Annotated in this window: 16 protein-coding genes; 9 read left to right on the top strand and 7 right to left on the bottom strand. The window is 73.8% G+C overall.

What is annotated here, in order from left to right; translation table 11 throughout:
* The first annotated feature begins 172 nt into the window (after window positions 1–172).
* The 4 genes from E4P39_RS09405 to E4P39_RS09390 all read left to right on the top strand — a co-directional run bounded on the left by E4P39_RS09405 (window position 173) and on the right by E4P39_RS09390 (window position 5,413).
* Complete coding sequence (locus tag E4P39_RS09405) at window positions 173–874, top strand: acyl-ACP--UDP-N- acetylglucosamine O-acyltransferase (protein WP_135136199.1); 702 nt, start codon at window positions 173–175, stop codon at window positions 872–874.
* 119 nt (window positions 875–993) lie between these two features.
* Window positions 994–1,992 (top strand): lysylphosphatidylglycerol synthase transmembrane domain-containing protein, encoded by a 999-nt coding sequence (locus E4P39_RS09400; RefSeq protein ID WP_167761714.1) that lies wholly within the window; start codon window positions 994–996, stop codon window positions 1,990–1,992.
* Window positions 1,989–4,313, top strand: coding sequence for a hypothetical protein (locus E4P39_RS09395; protein ID WP_135136195.1), 2,325 nt, complete (start codon window positions 1,989–1,991; stop codon window positions 4,311–4,313). Before E4P39_RS09400 ends, E4P39_RS09395 begins: the two co-directional genes overlap by 4 nt.
* Window positions 4,310–5,413: a glycosyltransferase family 2 protein gene (locus E4P39_RS09390; RefSeq protein ID WP_135136193.1), complete on the top strand. Its 1,104-nt coding sequence runs from the start codon at window positions 4,310–4,312 to the stop codon at window positions 5,411–5,413. Before E4P39_RS09395 ends, E4P39_RS09390 begins: the two co-directional genes overlap by 4 nt.
* An 81-nt stretch (window positions 5,414–5,494) precedes the next feature.
* On the opposite strand, the gene E4P39_RS09385 is transcribed toward E4P39_RS09390, so the two are convergent.
* The 4 genes from E4P39_RS09385 to E4P39_RS09370 form a co-directional block, all read right to left on the bottom strand.
* Window positions 5,495–8,455, bottom strand: a complete 2,961-nt coding sequence (locus E4P39_RS09385; RefSeq protein WP_135136191.1) for an AAA family ATPase — start codon at window positions 8,453–8,455, stop codon at window positions 5,495–5,497.
* Window positions 8,452–9,600 (bottom strand): exonuclease SbcCD subunit D, encoded by a 1,149-nt coding sequence (locus tag E4P39_RS09380; RefSeq protein WP_135136189.1) that lies wholly within the window; start codon window positions 9,598–9,600, stop codon window positions 8,452–8,454. Before E4P39_RS09380 ends, E4P39_RS09385 begins: the two co-directional genes overlap by 4 nt.
* A 78-nt stretch (window positions 9,601–9,678) precedes the next feature.
* A complete protein-coding gene (locus E4P39_RS09375; RefSeq protein WP_135136187.1) occupies window positions 9,679–10,263 on the bottom strand; it encodes a PH domain-containing protein in 585 nt (194 codons plus the stop codon).
* 75 nt (window positions 10,264–10,338) lie between these two features.
* The gene (locus E4P39_RS09370; protein WP_135136185.1) at window positions 10,339–11,190 is read right to left on the bottom strand and encodes a biotin--[acetyl-CoA-carboxylase] ligase; all 852 of its coding nucleotides are present in this window, start codon (window positions 11,188–11,190) and stop codon (window positions 10,339–10,341) included.
* 95 nt (window positions 11,191–11,285) lie between these two features.
* Here E4P39_RS09370 and E4P39_RS09365 point away from each other — a divergent pair, with 95 nt between their 5' ends.
* The 4 genes from E4P39_RS09365 to E4P39_RS09350 all read left to right on the top strand — a co-directional run bounded on the left by E4P39_RS09365 (window position 11,286) and on the right by E4P39_RS09350 (window position 15,696).
* Window positions 11,286–12,914, top strand: a complete 1,629-nt coding sequence (locus tag E4P39_RS09365) for an acyl-CoA carboxylase subunit beta (protein WP_135136183.1) — start codon at window positions 11,286–11,288, stop codon at window positions 12,912–12,914.
* A 127-nt stretch (window positions 12,915–13,041) separates the two neighbouring features.
* Entirely contained in the window at window positions 13,042–13,254 is a 213-nt protein-coding gene (locus E4P39_RS09360) for an acyl-CoA carboxylase subunit epsilon (RefSeq protein WP_135136181.1), read from the top strand.
* Window positions 13,251–13,859, top strand: coding sequence for a Maf family protein (locus tag E4P39_RS09355; protein WP_135136179.1), 609 nt, complete (start codon window positions 13,251–13,253; stop codon window positions 13,857–13,859). Before E4P39_RS09360 ends, E4P39_RS09355 begins: the two co-directional genes overlap by 4 nt.
* Before the next feature lie 79 nt (window positions 13,860–13,938).
* Entirely contained in the window at window positions 13,939–15,696 is a 1,758-nt protein-coding gene (locus E4P39_RS09350; RefSeq protein WP_135136177.1) for a biotin carboxylase N-terminal domain-containing protein, read from the top strand.
* Window positions 15,697–15,705: 9 nt separating this feature from the next.
* Here E4P39_RS09350 and E4P39_RS09345 read toward each other — a convergent pair whose 3' ends face one another.
* Window positions 15,706–17,376, bottom strand: coding sequence for a hypothetical protein (locus E4P39_RS09345; protein WP_135136175.1), 1,671 nt, complete (start codon window positions 17,374–17,376; stop codon window positions 15,706–15,708).
* 120 nt (window positions 17,377–17,496) lie between these two features.
* The gene (locus E4P39_RS09340; protein ID WP_135136174.1) at window positions 17,497–18,903 is read right to left on the bottom strand and encodes an NAD(P)H-quinone dehydrogenase; all 1,407 of its coding nucleotides are present in this window, start codon (window positions 18,901–18,903) and stop codon (window positions 17,497–17,499) included.
* 115 nt (window positions 18,904–19,018) lie between these two features.
* Here E4P39_RS09340 and E4P39_RS09335 point away from each other — a divergent pair, with 115 nt between their 5' ends.
* The gene (locus E4P39_RS09335) at window positions 19,019–19,471 is read left to right on the top strand and encodes a gamma-glutamylcyclotransferase family protein (protein WP_135136172.1); all 453 of its coding nucleotides are present in this window, start codon (window positions 19,019–19,021) and stop codon (window positions 19,469–19,471) included.
* Between the two features lie 68 nt (window positions 19,472–19,539).
* On the opposite strand, the gene E4P39_RS09330 is transcribed toward E4P39_RS09335, so the two are convergent.
* Window positions 19,540–20,919, bottom strand: coding sequence for a hypothetical protein (locus E4P39_RS09330; RefSeq protein ID WP_135136170.1), 1,380 nt, complete (start codon window positions 20,917–20,919; stop codon window positions 19,540–19,542).
* Window positions 20,920–20,922 lie beyond the last annotated feature (3 nt).

Below are 20,922 nucleotides of genomic sequence, written 5' to 3'. Positions count from 1 at the left end.
TGACCCGCCCACGGTAGCCGGACGCCCGGACGCCTCAACTCCGACCGGCTCACCCGGCACTCCCGTCTCCCCGGGACCACCCGGCACGATCCGGGCACCGCGTGGCACCCTCGCCCGGGGAAGACCGGCGGCCGCCGGGACCGGCCGGAACCGTCGCGCACAGGAGGCATGCATGGCCAACCGGATCCACCCGACGGCCGTCGTCGGACCCGGTGTGGAACTCGGCAGCGGCAACGTCGTGGGCCCCTACGCGGTGCTCCTCGGTCCCTGCACCATCGGCGACGACAACTGGATCGGCCCGCACGTGGTGCTCGGCACGCCACCCGAGGTGCGGCGGCACGACCACGGGGCGGCCTGGGACGGCGACCTGGTCGGCGCCGGCGTGGAGGTCGGCAGCGGGACGACGCTGCGCGAGTACACGACGGTGCACTCGGGTTCGGCGAAGACGACGCGGATCGGCTCCGACTGCTACGTGATGAACAAGGTCTACCTGGGACACGACGGCTACGTCGGCGACGGCGTCGTCATCGCCTCCAGCGTGACCATGGGCGGCCACGTCTCCGTCGGGGACAACGCCAACCTGGGGATGGGCGCGATCATCCACCAGACGCGGGTCGTGGGCCCCGGGGTGATGCTGGGGATGGGCTCGGTCGTCACGCGCGACGTGCCGCCGTTCGCCAAGGCTTTCGGCAACCCGGCGCGCGTGCAGGGAGTCAACAGCGTGGGCATGACCAGGACGGGCCTCGACGTCGCCGACGCCGAGGACCTGGGCCGGCTCTACGCGTCGGGCATCGACCTCTCGGTCGACTGGCCGGCACCTGCCGCGCTGCAGCCCGCGCTCGACTGGTGGTGGGCGCGCACGAGCGCCACGTGAGGAAGCTGTGACTACCGTTAGTAACAAATCGTGACTCAGAAGCAATGCGCTGTTAGCCTCGGAAAGCGGCGCTGGTCTGCCCCTCCGACGTGGGCCCGGCCCACGAGGAGACGAATCGCGTGGCTATCGACACGACCCTGCCTGTGCGGGCGGAGCTGGTGACCCCCCCTCCCCGCACCGCGAGGGCCACCCTGATCAAGGGCATCCGCGTCGTGATCACCCTGGCGATCGCGGCGTCGATCGTCTACGCGGTCGTGCGCCTGTGGCCCGACGTCCGCTCCACGCTGCTCCGCCTGAACGCCTGGACGCTGGCCGGCTCGTTCCTGGCCGCGCTGGCCGCGATCGCGGCGAACGTCAAGGCCTGGCAGGCCGTCCTGCGCGAGCTGGACCACGACGTGCCCACGGTGCGGGCGGGTCAGATCTACCTCGTCGGGCAGCTGGGCAAGTACCTGCCGGGCAGCGTCTGGGCCTTCGTGCTGCAGATGGAGCTCTCGCTGCGCGCCGGCATCCCGCGTGCCCGCTCGTTCGCCGCCTCGCTCATGCTCGTCGGCCTGTCGACCACGGCGGCCCTGCTGCTGGGGTTGTTCGGCATCCCGACGCTCGTCGAGGTCGGCGGCGCGGCGGTGTGGGGTGCGGCGATCCTGGCGCCGGTCGCGGTCATCTGCGCGATCCCCCCGGTCCTCAGCCGGCTGGTCGACCTGTTCCTGCGGATCCTCGGGCGGGCCGGCCTCAACCACCGCCTGCGGCTGACCGGACTGCTCCGGATCATGGGCTGGTCCATGCTGGCCTGGACGCTGTTCGGGGTGCACTTCTACCTGCTCGGAGTCGGCGCCGGCGGCAACCTCAGCCCCACGCTGACCGACGCCATCGGCAGCTTCGCCCTGGCGATGACCGCCGGACTCCTCGCGGTGGCCTCCCCCTCCGGTCTCGGTGTCCGCGAGGCGGTGCTCGTCGCCTCGCTCTCGCCGTTCGGCGGAGTCGGCACCGCGCTCGGCGTGGCCCTGGCGTCCCGGCTGGTCCTGACGGTCGCCGACGTCCTGGCCGCCGGAGTGGCGGCCTGGTCGGCGCGCGGCATCCGGGCCGAAGAGCCTTCCGGCGCCTCCGAGCCCGTCCTGTGACCGCGACGACGCAGGCGCTTCCCGACAGCCGGCCGCAGCCGCTCCCCGCCCAGCCGACGCCGCGGCGGGACCCCCGCCACCAGTCGGCGGCCCCGCTGACGATGCTGGGCGCCGTTTTCCTCGGCATCTGCGCGCCGCTGCTGCGCGTGCCCACGTTCTACTACTGGGACGACACCGCCGGCGCGTCCGTCGGAGCGTGGCGGCACACCGCCGATGCCCTGCTCGAGGGCCGGCTGCCGCTGCTGAACCTGGAGCTGTGGCGCGGCGGCAACTACGCCGCCGAGGCCGCCTTCGGGCTGTTCAACCCGCTCCTGCTGGGCCTCTACGTGGGCACCAAGCCCATCGACGACCTGGCCATCGCCGCCCTGGTCATCAAGGGCTTCATGTTCCTCGCGATGGCGCTGGGTGCCTACCTGGTGTGCCGCGAGTACGGCGTCCGCCCGTGGGTCGCCGCGCTGGCGGGCACGATCCTGCCGCTGTCGGGCTTCACGCTGTGGATGGACGGCGCCGCGTGGGTGACCGGGCTGACCGTGACGGCGCTGACCCCGTGGGTGCTGTGGACCGGCAAGCGCGCGGCGGACGGCCGCGGCTCCCTGCTCTGGGCGGTGCTGGCCGGCTACCTCTGCGCGTCGGCCGGCAATCCCTACGGCCTGCTGTCGACCGGCCTGGTCTTCGCCGCCCTGATCCTCGACGTCCTGATGAACCGGGAGATCCGGCGCGTGTGGGGTCTCGTGGTGGCCGGGGTCGCGGTCGCGCTGCTGGCGGTCGGCACCTACCTCCCGTTCGTGCTGTCCTCGTCGGTCAGCTACCGGGCCGGGTCCGGGACCTACAACGACGAGTACCTCTCCCCCGGGCTGTCGGACGTCCTCGGGCTCAGCTCCCCTTCCCTGCAGCCCTACGTCAACGTCTTCGGCGAGACGGTCTTCAGCTTCCCGGCCCTGTATCTCTCCTGGCTGGTCATGCCGCTGCTGCCGTGGGTGCGCTGGTCGGTGCTCCGGGAGCAGGGGCGGCGCCTGACCGCGGTCTACGCACTCGGCGTCGTCAACCTGCTGATCGTCGTCGGCCCGTCGCAGATCGGCTTCTTCCGCTGGCCGGTCCGGCTCGTGCCCTACCTCTGGCTGAGCGTCGTCGTGATCTTCGCCGTCCTGCTCAGCGCGGGGCTGCACCGGTCCCGGGCCCGGCAGCGGTGGGTCCTGACCGTCGCGGTGGTGTTCGCCGGGTTCTGGCTCGCCTGGTCGGACCTGCCGGTCCAGTGGGACCGCCACCTGTTCAGCGCGGTCATGGTCATGGTGCTCCTGGTGGTCGTCGTCCGGGCCGCCCGGCACTCCCAGCGGCTCCTGGCGCTCACCGCCATGGGCGGCACCCTGGTGGTGCTGGTGGTCCAGCTCAGCTGGATGCCGATGAACTCCAACGTCCTCGACTACCGGTTCCCGCGGAGCGAGGCCGCGATGGAGGAGTCCTTCGCCGACTACCGCCCCGGCCTGACCGTGCAGATCGCCGACGTGCATCGGGTGGAGTCCGACGACCTGCGCGCGGAGAAGGTCTACCAGGACATGCTGTTCGGGTCGATGTACGCGGTGGCCGGTGTCGAGTCGCTGACCGCCTACAGCGGTGTCGGGTTCAACGTGCTCGACGCCGAGCAGTGCGTGGCCTATCAGGGCTCGACGTGCCGGGACGCCTGGAAGAGTCTCTGGGACGAGCCCGCGGGGTCCGACGTCGTGCTCGCGGACCTGCTGCGGGTGGAGACCGTCGTGGTCCAGCGCGAGATGCTCAGGACCCGGGCCGACGACGGCCCCCGGGGCTGGGAGCTCAGCGAGCGCACCGAGTACGTCGACGTCTGGCGGCGGACGGCGCCGCTGCCGTGGACGCAGGGGCGTCTCTCGGACGTCTCCGGTCCGGTCACCGTCACCTCCGACGAGCGCACGGGGGACGTCGGTGAGACCGTGGACTTCCGTCGGGACGGCTCCGGCGCGGCCGAGCTGACCTTTGCCCGCCTCGCCTGGCCCGGCTACACCGCGGAGATCGACGGCCGGCAGGTGCCGGTCGAACAGGGGCCGGCGGGGCTGCTGACCGTCGAGATCCCCGACAACATCGAGGACGGGACGCTCACACTGGCCTGGTCGCCGCCGGGCACCACGGTGTCGCTCGCCGCCGCCGGTCTGGGGCTGGCTCTGGCTGCTGGTCTGGGCCTGACCGAGCGGCGGCGCCGTCGGGCCGCTCGCACCAGCGCGGACGGTCCCGGCGACCAGGGAGAGCCGGGCAACCGCACGGCGGACGAGCTGGCCGACTCCGCCGGGCACACAGGAGAACTGAGGACATGACCGACCACCGCCGCACACCGCAGCCCGCAGGGGTCGGCCCGACGGCCGAGGTGCCGCTCGTCAGCCTGGTGATCCCGGCGTTCAACGAGGCGGAGAACGTCCAGGGCCTCGTCGAGCTGGTCCGGCAGATCGGCGCGAGCCACCCCGACCACCGCTTCGAGCTGATCCTCGTCGACGACGGGTCGTCCGACGGAACCCCGAACCTGCTGGTCAGCGCGCTCGACGGAACCGGCATCACCGCGCGCGTGGTGACGCTGTCCCGGAACTTCGGCTCGCACGCCGCGATCACCGCCGGCTTCCGCACGTCCCGCGGCGACTGCGCCATGACGCTCTCGGCCGACCTGCAGGAGCCCCTCGAGGTCATCGGGCGCTTCCTCCGGACCTGGGAGGACGGCCACGACGTCGTCTGGGGCACCCGGGTGACGCGCTCGGTGCCCAAGGGTGTCGGCAACGCGATGTCCCGCGCCTTCTCGCGCTGGTTCCACCGCTGGTCGACCATCCCGACCTATCCGGCCGAGGGGCCGTCGATCGTCCTGGTCTCGCGCGCCGTCCTGGACGTCGTCAACGCGATGCCGGAGGCCAACCGGAACATCTTCGGGCTCGTCGCCTGGGCCGGTTTCGACCAGGCGACCGTCGGCTTCGAGCAGCTGGCCCGGCCGGCCGGCACGAGCAAGTGGACCAACGCGAAGAAGATCAAGCTGGTCGTCGACTCCTTCGTCGAGTTCAGCCAGGCCCCGGCGCGCGTGGCGGGCTACCTGGGCGCCGTCCTCTGCGTCGTCGCGGTCGCCGTCGCCCTCGTCGGCGTGGTCGTGGCGGCCCTCCCGGCCGGCGGCGCCGGCTTCTGGTTCGTCGGCGCGCTGGTCCTCCTGACCGGCGGGCTCAACCTGGGATTCCTGAGCGTCATGGGCGAGTACGTCTGGCGCGCGGGCGACGACGCCCGCCGGCGGCCGATCTACGTCGTGCGGTCCGTGGCCGACGTCGCCGGGGCTCCGACCGTGCCGGTGGCCGACGAGGCCGTGGTCGGCTCGGCGGACCAGCACCGGGCGCGTGCCGCCGAGGCGCGGCTCGGCTCGATGGCGGTCGACGCCCGGGTGGGCTGACCGCTCCGCGGGCACGCACGCCGCCGGCCCCCGATCGCGTCGACGGACGCGACCGGGGGCCGCGTCCGTCCGCGGCGCAGGTCAGCCGGCGAGGCGGGAACCGTTGCGGCCGGCGAGGACCTCCAGGCGCGTGGGGATCCGGGTCCGCAGCTCCTCCACGTGACTGATCACCCCCACGGTCCGTCCCCCGCGGCGCAACTCGTCGAGCACACCCATGACCGCGTCGAGGGACTCGGCGTCCAGCGTGCCGAAGCCCTCGTCGACGAAGAGGGTGTCGATCTCCACGCCGCCGCTCTCGGCGCTGACGACGTCGGCCAGCCCGAGGGCCAGGGCCAGCGAGGCCATGAAGCTCTCGCCCCCGGACAGCGTCTTGGTGGGCCGCCGGACACCGGTGTACTCGTCGAGCACGTCGAGCCCGAGACCGCCGCGGGTGCCGTTGCGGCCCTGGGCGTCGCTGTGCAGGAACGTGTAGCGGCCGCCGGACATCTCCTGCAGGCGCCGGCTCGCGACCTCCGCCACCTGCTCGAGGCGGGCGGCGAGGACGAACGACTGCAGGCGCATGCGCAGGGTGTTGGCGCCCCGGCCGTTGGCCAGGTCGGCCAGCTCCGCGACCCGGTCGGCCCAGCCGCGGCGCTCCTGGAGCTCCACCTGCGTCGCGGTGATCTCACCGGCGATCGCCTCCAGCGACGCGGAGCACCGCCGTGCCCGGTCCAGCGCCGCGACGGCGTCCTCCCGCCGCCGGGTGACCTCGGCGCACCGCTCGCCCAGCGCGTCGAGGTCCGGGCGCGGACCCAGGTCCGCCAGCTCCGGCTCGGCGAGCGTGGCACGGAGCACCGAGAGCATCCGGTCGTGCTCGTCGATCCTCCGGTCGAGGGCGGCCAGCCGGCCGCCGGCCGGCAGGGCGGCGGCCGCGGCCAGCACGTCGGCGAACCCCGCCTCCACGGCCCGCTGCCCGGCGGTCGTCCGGGCGGTGTCGGCGGCCGCCCTGGTCCGGAGCTCGTCTGTCTCGGCGGTGAGGACGGCCTCGCACCGCTCCGCCTCGTCGGTGAGCCGCCGCACCCGGGCGGGCAGGTTCCGGTCCTCGCCCCGGACGGCCGTGAGCCGCTCGGTGAGCTCGGCCAGCGCCACCCGGACGGCGGTCTGCTCGGCGGTGCGGGCCTGCAGCTCCTCCCGGTCGGCGGCCAGGCGGGCGGCTGCGGCCTCCCGTTCGGCGACCAGGGCCGCGCGGGCCCGCCGGGCAGGCTCGAGATCGTCGGCCAGCTCGGCCGCGGCCCCGACCTCGGCGACCTGCGCCGCGAGCGTCTCGGCCAGCTCGGCGACGGCGCGCTCGCCGGCCCGGGCCCGCAGGGCCGCCAGCTCCCGTTCCTGTCCCTCGACGACCGCGAGGGCCGCCGTCGACGCCGTCTCGGCACGGTCGACGGCGGCGCGGGCGGCCTGCTCGTCGGCGGCGGTGACGGCGGGGCCGTCATGGGTGGCCGGGCGGGGGTGCTCGACGGCGCCGCACACGGGGCAGTCCGCCCCGTCGGCGAGCTGCGCGGCCAGCTCGGCCGCCATGCCCTCGAGCCGGGCCGCCCGGAGGGTGACCCAGTGCTCCCGTGCCGCCACCCAGGCCTCGCGGGCACCCAGGGCGGCCGCGCGGGACCCGGTGAGCGTCGTCCCCACGTCCTGGGCCGCGCGGCCTGCGGTGAGCGCGGCCCCGGTCGCCTCGGCTGCCGCGCGCAACCCCGGCAGCCGGGCGGCCGCCTGCTGGGCGACCTCGACGCGCCGCTCCTGCTCGGCCAGCCGCTCGGGCCAGGACGCCGCTGCCGTGGCGCCCTCCTCGCAGCACCCGGTGAGGCGCTGGACCACGCCGTCCAGCCGGGCGAGGGAGCGCTGCAGCGTCGTGCCACGGTCGACCTCCGGCAGGAGGGCACGCACCTCCGCCGCCTCGTCGCGTAGCGACCGGGACAGCGACGAGGTGGCGTCGCGGTCCCCCGCGACCGCCGACCACGCCGTCCGGGCGGACTCGAGAGCGGCCGCGGACTGCTCCGCCGTCAGCGCCGAGCGACCGGCGGCCTCGAGGACGTCGCGGAGGGGCTCGGCCCGGCGACCGGCGTCCCGCTCCGCCCGGAGGGGAGACAGCTCGACCTCCTGCGCGGTCAGCCGGTCCAGGTCGCGGCGGGCGCGGTCCCGGCGCGTGTGCCGGTCGGCGACGGCCCGCGCGGCGGTCAGCTCGGCGTCCACCCGCGCCGCGTCCTCGGCGGCTTCGTCGGCCGCGGTGGTGGCGGCCGCCAGCCGGTCGCGGGCAGTCGACCGGACGGCGGACACCCACGGGTCCACGTGCGCGCCCGGGGCGGCGCCGACGAGCTCGGGCGCGAGCCCCTCCGGGACCTCCGCGTCGGCGATCTGCGCCACCCGCGCCAGGAGCGTGCTCATCGAGGCGCGGACGGTCTCCAGCGCGGCCCGGGCGGCGGCCCGCTCGGTGGCCAGCCACTCCTCGGCGCGGGCGAAACGGTCGACGTCGAAGAGGGTCCGCAGCAGGCGCCCCCGGTCCTCGGGCTCGGCGCGGAGGAAGCGCGCAAAGTCGCCCTGCGGGAGCAGCACCACCTGGCAGAACTGCTCGGCCGAGAGACCGAGCCTCGTGCGCAGGTACTCCGACCCCTCGTCGATGCGCGTGCTGACGGGCTCCCAGGTACTCCCGGCCCAGCGCTGCACCGTGAGCTTCGCCTGCTCGGTCGTCGACCCGCTGCCGCGCTTCTTGGGCCGCTGCTGCTCGGGCCGGCGGATCACGCGGATCCGCTCGCCGGCGAGCGTCACCTCGCACGTCACCTCGGTGCGCACGGCGTCCCCCGTGTGGTCGCTGCGCAGCCGGCGCTCCTCCCCCCGGGCGCCGGGCACGGTGCCGTAGAGGGCGTAGACGACGCCGTCGAGCAGCGTGGTCTTGCCCGCGCCGGTCGGGCCCCAGAGCAGGAAGAGCCCGTCGCGGCCGACCTCGTCCAGGTCGACCTCGACGGTGTCGGCGAACGGCCCGAACGCGGTGAGCGCCAGGGAGTGGACCCTCATCGGGCCGCCTCGTCGCGGTCGGCCGCGGTCAGCGCGCGGCCGAGCAGGGCGAGTTCCGCGGCGCCGGCCGGCACGCCGCGGACGTGCCGGACGAACTCGCCGGCCACGTCGAGATCGCCGCGGCCGCGCAGGCGCTCCTGGTAGCTGCGCCCGTCGGACACGGCCCCGCTGCCGGTCCACTCCAGATGCACGCAGTGCGGGAACCGCGTCTGCAGCGCCCGCATCGGGTCGGCGGGCCGGACCGGGTCGGTGAGCCGGGCCGAGACGAAGTGCTCCACGGCGTCGCCGTGGGCCGGGTCGGCGAGCAGCTCGGACAGCGTGCCGGTGAGGACGCTCAGCGGGCGGGGCGTGGGCAGCGGGACGGCACGGACGTCGGCGAGCCCGGACGCGTCGAGGTCGAGCAGCCAGGCCTGCTTGTCCTGCCCGGCCTCACCGAACGAGTAGGCCAGCGGCGAGCCGCTGTAGCGGACGCGCGGGCTGAGGGTCTGCGGGCGGTGCAGGTGCCCGAGCGCGACGTAGTCCACGCCGTCGAACACCGAGGCCGGCACGAGGTCGACGCCCCCGACGCTGATGTCCCGCTCGCTGTCGCTGGCCACACCCCCGCCGACGAAGGCGTGGGCCAGCACCACGGAGCGGGTGCCCGGCCGGAGGAAGAGGTCGGCCCGCACGCGGTCCATGGCCGTGCCGAGGACCGCCTCGTGACTGCGCGCGGTGGTGACGCCGAGCTCGAACCGCGCCAGCTCGGGCTCGAGGAAGGGCAGGCCGTACACCGCGACGTCGCCGTGCTCGTCGGAGAGCAGCACGGGCTCGTCGAGCCGCGAGGTTTCGGCGCGCACGTGCAGACCGCCGACCGCCAGCAGCTCGGAGAACGTGCCGAGCCGGCGCGCGGAGTCGTGATTGCCCGGCGTGAGCACGACGGTGGCACCGGCGCGGCGCAGGCGGGCCACGACCCGGCTGAGCACCGCCGTGGCATCCGCGGAGGGCACCGCACGGTCGTAGACGTCGCCGGCGACGAGGACGACGTCGACCGACTCGGCGGCGACGACGTCGGCCAGGGCGCCGAGCACCGCCTCCTGCTCGGCGAGCAGATCGGTGCCGTGCAGGGACCGTCCGATGTGCCAGTCGGAGGTGTGCAGCAGCCGCATGACCGGAACGTATGTGGGGGTACCGACAGAACCGCAGAGGCTCGCCGTGACGGAACGGTCACAGTCCGCTGGGCACGGTCAGAGCAGCGCGGTGGAGTACCCCGTCTCGCCCCGGAACCGGGTGCCGGCACCCTCGCCGTGGTCACCCCGGATGTAGCCGGCGCTCTCCTGGGCCCGGCGGTCCGAGTCCTCCTCGACCATGTGGTTGAGGAGCTGCTGGACGCCGTCGCTGTCCGGGATCCGCCTGAGCACCGTGGCGCTCTCGGCCGTCTGGATGGTGACCGTGCCGGAGTTGATGATCCGTTCCCACAGCGTCTGGGTGAAGGAGACGTCGGTGATCCGCGAGTGGGCGAGGTCGCGGCCGCGGCGGGTCAGGATGCCCTCCCGGAACAGCAGCCGGTGCGTCGTGATCACGTAGTGGGTCGTCCGCCAGCGCAGCACCGGAACGACCACGGCGACCAGCAGGAGGAGGACGGCGAGCGCGAGGACGAGCATCCGGACGATGCCCTGCTGCGGGCCGGCGGGGATCACGGCCAGCGCGAAGGAGGCCGCACCGACGATCAGCAGGAACCGCACGACCGGCCAGAAGACGGTGAGCCAGTGCGGGTGCAGGTGCTGGACGATCTCCTCGTCCTCGCCCAGCAGCTTGTCCGGATACGGCATACCGCCAGGATGACGCACCCGGCGCCGCCCGCCCGGCTCTCGCGCGCGTGTGCGGCAGCGGGAGCGTCCCGGCCGTCACACGCGGCGCACGTGCCGCACGTCCCCGGACGCGAGCTCGACCGTGCCCTCGGCGGTGGCGACGACGAGCCGGCCGTCCCAGTCCACCGCCTGCGCGGTGCCCTCCAGGGTCGAGCCGTCGGGCAGGGCGACGGCGACCTCCGTCCCGACCGTGGAGGACCAGGCGAGGTAGTCCTGGGCCAGGCCCGAGGAGACCGGATCCCCGAGGACGTCGACCCAGCGCCGGTACCGCTGCTCGACGGCCCGGAGGAAGGCCAGCAGGACCGTGCCCCGGTCCACGGTCCCCCCGGTGATCCGCGCCAGCGACGTCCCCGTGTCCGGCAGCTCCTCCGCCGTGGTCGAGACGTTGAGGCCGGTGCCCACCACGACCGCGGGCGGGTGGGGGCGTGTCACGGTCTCGGCGAGGATCCCGGCGAGCTTCCGGCCGTCGGCGGCCAGCAGGTCGTTGGGCCACTTGAGCGAGGGCAGGACGCCCGTCACCTCGCTGACCGACTCGGCCAGTGCGACGCCGGTGAGCAGCGGCAGCCAGCCCTTGCGGGCGGCCGGCACCTCGGGCCGCAGGAGGAAGGAGACGGTGAGCCCCGCGCGCGGCGGGGAGGCCCAGACCCGGTCGAGCCGGCCGCGGCCGGTGACCTGGTGCTCGGCGACGAGGACCGTCCCCTCCGGGGCACCGCCCTCGGAGGGATCGGCGGCGCGGCCGATCAGCTCGGCGTTGGTGGAGCCGATCTCCTCGACCACCTCGAGCGAGCGCCACAACCGGCTGTCCCGGGTGAGCACCGCGCCGAGGGAGGGAGCGTCGAGCCGTGGCCGGTCCAGATCCGACCAGCGGGAGAAGGAGGATTCGGGCACTCCCTTACGCTACGGCCCGTGATCGAGCTTGCGAGATCACGCATGAGCAGAGCAGCGACGCGAACGCGGCCGACGAGCGTCAGCGAGGAGAACGTGTGAGCAGTGCCGAGCTGGAGAGTGCCGGGGAGCACGTGCCCGACGACGTCGACATCCACACCACCGCCGGAAAGCTGGCCGACTTCGAGCGTCGCGTGCAGGAGGCGACGCACGCCGGCTCCGAGCGTGCCGTGGAGAAGCAGCACGCCGCGGGGAAGATGACCGCCCGGGAGCGCATCGAGGCCCTGCTGGATCCGGGCTCCTTCACCGAGTTCGACGAGTTCGCGCGGCACCGCTCGGGCAACTTCGGCATGGACGCCAAGCGGCCCTTCGGCGACGGCGTCGTCACCGGGTACGGCACCGTCGACGGGCGGCCCGTCGCGGTCTTCTCTCAGGACGTCACGGTCTTCGGTGGCAGCCTCGGGGAGGTCTACGGCGAGAAGATCGTGAAGATCCTCGACTTCGCCGTGTCGAACGGCTGCCCCGTGATCGGCATCAACGAGGGCGGCGGCGCACGCATCCAGGAGGGTGTGGTCTCCCTCGGCCTGTACGGCGAGATCTTCCGGCGCAACGTGCACGCCTCCGGCGTCATCCCGCAGATCTCCCTGGTCATGGGAGCGGCGGCAGGTGGGCACGTCTACTCCCCCGCCCTCACCGACTTCGTCGTGATGGTCGACAAGACCAGCCAGATGTTCATCACCGGGCCCGACGTCGTGAAGACCGTCACCGGCGAGGAGGTCACCCTCGAGGAGCTCGGCGGGGCGCGCACGCACAACACGAAGTCCGGCGTCGCCCACTACCTCGCCGAGGACGAGTCCGACGCCCTCGACTACGTGAAGGCGCTGCTGTCCTACCTCCCGAGCAACAACCTCGACCCGCTGCCGGCGCTCGACGTCGCACCGGTGGAGACGGTCCTGCCGGACGCCCTCACCGACTCCGATCTCGAGCTCGACACGTTCATCCCCGACTCGACGAACACCCCCTACGACATGCACACCGTGATCGAGCACGTCGTCGACGACGGCGAGTTCCTCGAGGTGCAGCCGCTGTTCGCGCCGAACATCCTGGTCGGCTTCGGCCGGGTCGAGGGCCGGCCGGTGGGGGTCGTGGCCAACCAGCCCACCCAGTTCGCCGGCACCCTGGACATCGACGCCAGCGAGAAGGCGGCCAGGTTCGTGCGCACGTGCGACGCCTTCAACCTCCCGGTGCTCACCTTCGTCGACGTCCCCGGCTTCCTCCCCGGGACGTCGCAGGAGTGGGAGGGCATCATCCGGCGCGGCGCCAAGCTCATCTACGCCTACGCCGAGGCGACCGTCCCGCTGGTCACCGTGATCACCCGCAAGGCCTACGGCGGCGCCTACGACGTCATGGGTTCCAAGCACCTGGGCGCCGACGTGAACCTCGCCTGGCCGAGCGCGCAGATCGCCGTCGTCGGGGCGCAGGGCGCGGTCGGGATCCTCTACCGCAAGGAGCTCGCCGAAGCGGACGATCCGGACGCCCGTCGCGCCGAGCTGATCGCCGACTACGAGGACACCCTCGCCAATCCCTACATCGCCGCGGACCGGGGCTACGTCGACGCCGTCATCCCGCCGTCGCACACCCGCGTGCAGGTGACCAAGGCGCTCCGCGTGCTGGCGAACAAGCGCCAGACGCTGCCGCCCAAGAAGCACGGGAACATCCCGCTGTGACGATGACACTGTCGTCCTCCGGACGACACCGCGACCAGGTGCCGTCCCCCACCTGCGTGGAGCCGCTTCGTCGTCCGATCCCGGAGACCCTTCGGGCCTCCACTCCGGACGACACCGGGAGTCCGTCGTGAGCGACGAACGTCCCCTGCTCCGGGTCGTCAAGGGCGAGCCGACGGCGGAAGACCTGGCCGCGCTGACCGTCGTCGTGGCCGCCCTGTCGCAGCGCCGCACCCGCCGCCGGCCGGTGCCGATCGGCGCGTGGGCGTCCCACGCAGCAACCCACCGCCGCCCGCTGCGCCACGGCGACGGCGGCTGGCAGGCATCAGGGAGGCCCGCATGACCACGCAACGCAGGCTCGTGCTCGCCTCGGCGTCGCCGGCCCGGCTCTCGCTGCTGCGGCAGGCCGGGCTCGCCCCGGAGGTGGTGGTCAGCCGCGTCGACGAGTCGGCAGTGCGCGCACCCCGGGTGGCCGAGCAGGTCGCGCTGCTCGCGGCGGCCAAGGCCGCGGAGGTGGCGAAGAACGAGAAGGACGCGCTGGTCATCGGCGCCGACTCCCTGCTGGAGTTCTCCGGCAAGCCCCTGGGGAAGCCGGCGGACGCCGCGGAGGCCCGCGAGCGGTGGCGGCGGATGAGCGGCCACTCGGGGATCCTGCACACCGGTCAGGCGCTGTTCGACGTGCAGGACGGCTCGGTCGTCAGCCGCGACATCGCGGTCGCCTCGACCGTCGTCTACTTCGCCTCCCCGACCCCGCAGGAGCTGGAGGCCTATCTGGCGACCGGCGAGCCGCTGGCCGTCGCCGGCGCGTTCACCCTCGACGGTCTCGGGTCGCCGTTCGTGCGCCGGGTCGAGGGCGACCCCGCCGCGGTCGTCGGGCTGTCGCTGACCCTCCTGCGCACCCAGCTGAGCAAGCGGGGTCTCGCCATCACCGATCTCTGGCGCCGCTGACCGTCGTCCGTCCCGCGGTCCTGCGCGCCAGGCCCGCGAACCACCGTCCGAAGGTTCGACCCGAGAGGAAGAGACGCCGGTGCAGAAGGTCCTGATCGCCAACCGCGGTGAGATCGCGGTGCGCGTCGCGCGCGCCTGCAAGGACGAGGGCCTCACCAGCGTCGCCGTCTACGCCGAGCCCGACCGGGACGCGCTGCACGTGCGGGTGGCCGACGAGGCCTTCGCCCTGGGCGGCACGACGCCCGGCGACTCCTACCTCGTCATCGACAAGATCATCGAGGCGGCGAAGGCGTCGGGCGCCGACGCGATCCACCCCGGCTACGGCTTCCTGTCGGAGAACGCCGAGTTCGCGCAGGCCGTCGTGGACGCCGGTCTGACCTGGATCGGCCCCTCCCCCGACGCGATCATCGCGCTCGGCGACAAGGTGCAGGCCCGGCACATCGCCATGGCGGCCGGTGCCCCGCTGGTCCCGGGCACCAAGGACCCGGTCAAGGACGCCGACGAGGTGGTCGCGTTCGCGCAAGCGCACGGGCTGCCGGTGGCGATCAAGGCGGCCTTCGGCGGCGGCGGCCGCGGGCTGAAGGTCGCCCGGACCATCGAGGAGATCCCCGAGCTGTTCGACTCCGCCGTCCGCGAGGCCGTGTCCGCCTTCGGCCGGGGCGAGTGCTTCGTCGAGCGGTTCCTCGACAAGCCGCGGCACGTCGAGGCCCAGGTGCTGGCCGACACGCACGGCACCGTCGTCGTCGTCGGCACCCGCGACTGCTCGCTGCAGCGGCGCAACCAGAAGCTGGTCGAGGAGGCGCCCGCGCCGTTCCTCACCCATGAGCAGCGGGCCGAGATCCACTCCTCGGCGAAGGCGATCTGCCGGGGCGCGAACTACGTCGGCGCCGGCACCGTGGAGTACCTGGTCGGCAACGACGGCTCGATCTCCTTCCTCGAGGTCAACACCCGCCTCCAGGTGGAGCACCCGGTCAGCGAGGAGACCGCCGGCATCGACCTGGTCCGCCAGCAGTTCCGGATCGCCGACGGCCAGAAGCTGCAGATCACCGAGGACCCGGCGCCGCGCGGCCACAGCTTCGAGTTCCGGATCAACGCCGAGGACCCCGGCCGCAACTTCATGCCGGCCCCGGGGCCGGTCCAGCGCCTGGAGATCCCGCAGGGGCCCGGCGTGCGCTGGGACTCCGGCGTGGCGACGGGCGGCGAGGTCGCGGGGGCGTTCGACTCGATGCTGGCCAAGCTCATCGTCACCGGCGCGACCCGCGAGGAGGCGCTCCAGCGCGCCCGCCGGGCACTCGACGAGCTGATCGTCGAGGGCATGCCCACGGTGATCCCCTTCCACCGGGCGGTCGTCCGGGACGAGGCGTTCATCAGCGAGCCGTTCTCGGTGCACACGCGCTGGATCGAGACCGAGTGGGACAACCAGGTGCAGCCCTACGACGCCGCGCCGGCGGAGCAGGACGAGGAGGCGCCCCGGCAGACCGTCGTCGTCGAGGTCGGCGGACGGCGGCTCGAGGTCTCCCTGCCCGCCGGGCTGGCGGCCGGAGGGACCGCCCCGGGTGCGGCGGCCAAGCCCCGCAGACGCGGGGGCGGGCACGGCGGCTCGGCCGCCTCGGGGGATGACCTGACGTCGCCGATGCAGGGCACGATCGTCAAGGTCGCCGTCGAGGACGGCGCGACCGTGGAGGCCGGCGACCTGATCGTCGTCCTCGAGGCGATGAAGATGGAGCAGCCGATCGCCGCGCACAAGGCGGGCACGGTCTCGGGCCTCTCGGCCGAGGTGGGAGCCGCTGTCACCAGCGGCGCGGTCATCTGCACGATCGCCGACGCCGCCGGATAGGCCCAGCGGTCAGCGGACCCGGATCCGCGGCTTCCGGGCGATGCGGAGGCCGACCAGCGCGGCCCCGACCAGCACCGACCCGGCAGCCGGCACGAGCCATCCGGCGCCCCACGTCGTCCCGGCGGCCGGCTCCAGGAACGGCGTGCCCGACCGGGCCGGGGCGAACTCCGGGGCCGTGAACGGGAGGACGGCCGGGGCGGCACCCTCGGCGACCGTCACGCCGGGCAGCACCTGGCCACGGCCGGTGCGCGGCTGCGGCGCCGGGCTGCCCGCCGCCGTCGGCGCGGGCGTGATGTCGATGACGGCGCCCGCGGCCGATACGCTGCGGACCACCACGGTGAAGTTCCCGCCGGAGACCGGGACGGCGGCGCCGACCGGGAGCGCCGACTGCAGGTCGGCGTCCCAGTCGGCGGCGGCCGCCGGCGTGCCGTCCAGGAGCAGGGAGGTGTCGGGCAGGTTCGTGCCGGCCTGGCGCAGCAGCACGCCGGAGTCCAGCCGGTAGGAGTTCCCCGTCCCGAGCCACGCGTCGCGGGCGGTCGCCGTCCGGTACTCGAGCCAGTAGTCGATGCCGTCGGCGTCGGTCAGCCGCACCGCGCGCGTGCCGACCCGGCCACCCAGCGGCGCCAGGGTGACGGTCGTGGTCGGGCTCTGGCCCGACAGCGACTGCACCTGGGCCTCGGGCAGCACGTCCAGCCGCGCCGCCTGCGCCGCGTTCAGCGAGCCGAGCTGGCCCCAGGAGACCCCCATGACGTCGTAGTAGTCGCGGTAGGCCGCCGTGCGGCAGCTGCCGGTCTCCACGGCCGCATCGCACTGCCGGCCCGAGGAGTGCCCCAGGCCGAAGTTGTGGCCCAGCTCGTGGCCGATCACCGACGGAAGCGTGTCCCGCACGTACAGCCGCCCGCCGGTCGCGGCGTCGCCGCCGACCTCGGCGAGGGCGTACGCGCAGTCCGCCGCCGCCTCGGTGACGTACAGCATGAGGTGCTTCCCGGGGCCGGGCTGGAAACCGGCCTTCGCGCCGGCCTCGTCCCACAGCTTCATCGGGTCGGCGCATCCCTCCGTGGTCGTCGTCCAGTCCTGCGACGCCGTGACGCCGACCCGGATGGCGCCGTCGCTCTGCTCGGCCCAGAAGTCGGCGACCGGCCCGTCCACGGCCCGGACGACGTCCGCCAGGACGGTGGTGTCCTCCTCGGCACCGGCCGGCGCGACGAGGACGACGGTCACCTCGTTCGTGAGCCCGCGGACCGGCGCGGCCGGGGCGGTCGGCTGGCTGGGTCCCGCCAGGAAGCTGCTGGCCAGCACCGCGCGGGCCGGCTCGACGCCGTGGGAGCTCGCGGCCTCGTCGTCCACCTGCGCGCCGACGGTCACCGAGACGGTCGCACCGGCCTCGAAGGCCTCGACGTCCTCGGTGGGGACGCGGACGGCGTCCCCGGCGCTGGTCTCGACGTAGCTCAGCGGTCGCTCGGCGGCGGAACCGGCTGCGTGGTCGGAGTCGTCGTGCTTTCCCTCGGCCCAGACCTGCACGAGCCGACCGACGACCGCGGTCCCGGCCGCCTCGTCGGCGGAGGCGACGGCCCCGGGCAGCACCGCCGAGACGGCGGCGGAGCACACGAGGGCCGAGGCCACCACGACGGAGCGCAGCAGCCGGCCGGAGGGGGCGAGAGCGTCCCGAGCAGAAGACATCTGCTTCTGAATCGGCGGTGCTCGCGCCCGTCGGCACCGTGGAACGGTTCTGAAGGCGAAAGTTCCGTCCCATCCGTCGCAGCGGCGCACTGGACCCCCAACGGGCCCAGCGGCCCCGCGTCAGGACAGGTCGTCGACCCCCATCAGCCGCCGGCCGGCCTCGGTGATGGAGCCCGACAGGGAGGGGTAGATGGAGAAGGTGTTGGCCAGGTCGGCCGCGGTCAGCCCCTTCGCCACGGCCAGCGCGATCGGCAGCACGAGCTCCGAGGCGCCGGGCGCGACCACCACCCCGCCGACGACGACGCCGGTCGAGCGGCGGGTGAACAGCTTCACGAAACCGTCGTGGAGGTCGCTCATCTTGGCGCGGGCGTTCGTGGCCAGCGGCAGCCGGACGACGTCGACGTCCTGGTCGTCGGTCAGGGTCTTCTCCTGGACGCCGACGGTGGCGATCTCCGGGTGGGTGAACACGTTCGCCGAGACGGTCCTCAGCTTGATCGGGCTGACCGCCTCACCCAGGGCGTGCCACATGGCGATCCGGCCCTGCATGGCCGCGACCGAGGCGAGCTGGAAGACCCCCGTGACGTCGCCCGCCGCGTAGATGCCGGGGACCGACGTCCGGGAGACGCGGTCGACGACGATGTGCCCGGCGGAGGTCACCTCGACCCCGCAGTGCTCGAGGTTCAGCCCCGACGTGTTCGGCACCGTGCCGACCGTCATCAGCGCGTGCGAGCCCTCGACGGTGCGCCCGTCGGTGAGCTCGACGACGACGCCCTTCTCGGCGCGCCGGACCGACGCAGCCCGTCCCTTCTCGGCGATCCGTCCGCCGCGGGACTGGAAGACCTTCTCGACCACCGCCGCCGCGTCGGCGTCCTCACCGGGCAGCACCTGGTCACGGGAGGAGACCAGCGTGACCGGGACGCCGGCCTCGAGGTATCCGGAGGCGAACTCGGCGCCGGTCACGCCGGAGCCGACGACGACGAGGTGCTCGGGCATCTCCTCGAGGTCGTAGACGTCGCGCCAGTCGAGGATCCGCTCGCCGTCGGGCTCGGCACCGGGCAGCACCCGCGGGTCGGCGCCGGTCGCGATGAGGACGACGTCGCTCTCCAGCTCCTCGGTCACCGCGCCGTCGGCGTCCAGCACCTGCACGCGGTGGGCCGCGAGGCCGCGGACCTCGTCGGCCAGCCGCCCCTGCCCGGACACGATCCGGACCCCCTCGCCGGTCAGGCGGGCGTGGATGTCGGCCGATTGGGCCATCGCCAGCCCCTTGACCCGGTGGTTGACCGTGGCCAGGTCGAGCGCGACCGTCGCGAGGTCGGCGCCCTGCAGCCCGAGGACGGCGGAGTCGCGCACGGAGGTCATGGCGCCGGCGGCGGCGATGAACGTCTTCGAGGGGACGCAGTCGGTGAGCACGCTGGCGCCCCCGATGCCGTCGCGTTCGACGACGGTGACCTCGGCCCCGAGCTGTGCGGCGACCAGCGCGGCTTCGTAGCCGGCCGGTCCGCCACCGATGATCACGATGCGGGTCATGGGCCCTTTCCCCGGTGCTGAGCGGACGGTCGGGGGGTCATTCTCCCCGGCGCGCCCCCCGAACGTGGAACCGCCGTCCTCGGGCCTGCCGGATCCGGTCGTTAGTCTCGGCCGAATGGGTCTCTACGCCGCGTACGGGTCGAACATGGACCCGACCCAGATGCTGAGCCGCTGCCCCTCCTCACCGCACACCGGCACGGGCTGGATCCAGGGCTGGCGGCTCACCTTCGGGGCCGAGGAGTACGGCTGGGAGGGGGCGATGGCGACCCTCGTCCCCGACGAGCAGCACGCCGTCTTCGTGGCGCTCTACGACCTCACCGAGGCCGACGAGCGGGCGCTCGACGCCTGGGAGGGTGCCGACTCGGGCCTCTACCGCCGGGTGCACCTGCGCGTGCACACCCTGACCGGCGACGCGGTGGCCTACGTCTACGTGCTGGACGCCTTCGAGGGCGGGCTGCCCTCGGCCCGGCACCTGGGCGGGATCGCCGACGCCGCCGAGGCCGCCGGGGCACCCACCGACTACGTCACGGCGCTCCGCTCCCGGGAGTGCCGCTCCACCGGTCCCTGATCTCCGCCAGCACGGCGAGCACCGCGGCAGGCGCGGAACGAGCCGCGCGTGCGGAAGCGCCTCCCGGCTCAGCTGTCGGCACACTCCGCCGCGGTGACGACGCCCTCGAGCGGGTGCCCCAGGCCGATGTGACCCACTCCGAAGAGGGCCACGATCGCGACGAGGGCACCGGCGACCCACGCCCGGGGCGGGGCACTGCCCGGCCGGAATCCGTCCGCGGCCAGCAGTGCGCACCCGGCGATACCGAACACGACCAGCGTCAGGGCGAACCTCGCCTCGGTCGTCGACGTCGCGAGCGTCACCACCGACGATGCCCACGCGATCACAGCGGCGGCCTGCGCGAGCGAGGCGTCCCTTCCCGCTCGGGCGACCCGTCGCAGCAGCGCCGCAGCGCCGATCACGGCCACGGCTGTCACCAGCAGTGCGAACAGCGCATTCACGCCGGGGGCCGGCGCTGCGTACGGAGTCGCAAGCGGCCAGTGCAATGCCGCACCGATCTTCTGCGCTGAGAAGACCAGCGACTGTGGCATGTGGGCAAGAAGCGTGCCCGCCAGGTCGCCCGGCGACGACGGGACATTGCCGTTCACCGCCTCTGCCATGGCCGGGCTGCAGTACATCCGTCGCGGTTCCTCGATGGGCCCGGAGCCGACCGGACCCGCGAACACCGTGTCGTACCGGACGACGTAGGCCGCGTAGGACGACTGGAGCGTGGTGAGGAAACCGGTCATCTCCGGCCAGGGCGTCCAGGTGCTCCCGCGCCAGGCGTTGAGCAGCACCTGGGGGACGAGAGCGACGGCAACGCCGAGCCCGAACAGGATGCCGGACCAGCGGCGGGCCACGAGGACCGCCAGCCCGACGGCGGCCAGCGGAAGGAGCGACGCCGGGCGGATGTTGAAGGCCGCGCCGCCGGCCAGGCCGGCCACGAGCAACCAGGGCGCCGTGCGTCGTCCCAGAGCGATGACGGTGATCAGGAGCAGCGCAGCCGCCCAGAGATCGGTCAACGGGAAGGGCGCGAAGCCGGCGAGGGTGACTCCGGCCCCGACAGCCGAGACGACCACGACCGGCACGGTCACCGGCCGCCAGAGCGCCACCAGCGCGGGGATGAGCACCACGCCGATGACCGCGATGAGGACCGAGTTCTCCGCGAGGACGGCGATCCCGGCGAGAGAGTTCCCCCCGGCCTCGGTGATCACGGCCGCGGGCAGGTAGAGGAATCCGGTGAGTACGCCGCGCAGCGCGAGTGCCCCGTCGCCGACGAAGCTGCCACCGCCGACCAGGGCCTTCGACAGGTTCCAGTAGTACCCCGCGTCGTAGTGGAAGGTCGACGTCGCTGGTTGCAGGAAGACGATGGTGGCGAGCGCAGCGCCGATGAGGCCTCGCTCCCGCCGCAGGCGCGACGGGGCGGACTGGCCCGTTTCCAGAACGTCGGTTGCCCGAGTGTCGAGCACAGG

The organism is Blastococcus sp. CT_GayMR19 (assembly GCF_004570385.1).
Taxonomy (GTDB): Bacteria; Actinomycetota; Actinomycetes; order Mycobacteriales; family Geodermatophilaceae; genus Blastococcus_B.
Note: the sequence above shows the minus strand (reverse complement) of the source record. Positions and strands in the feature narration are given on the sequence as shown.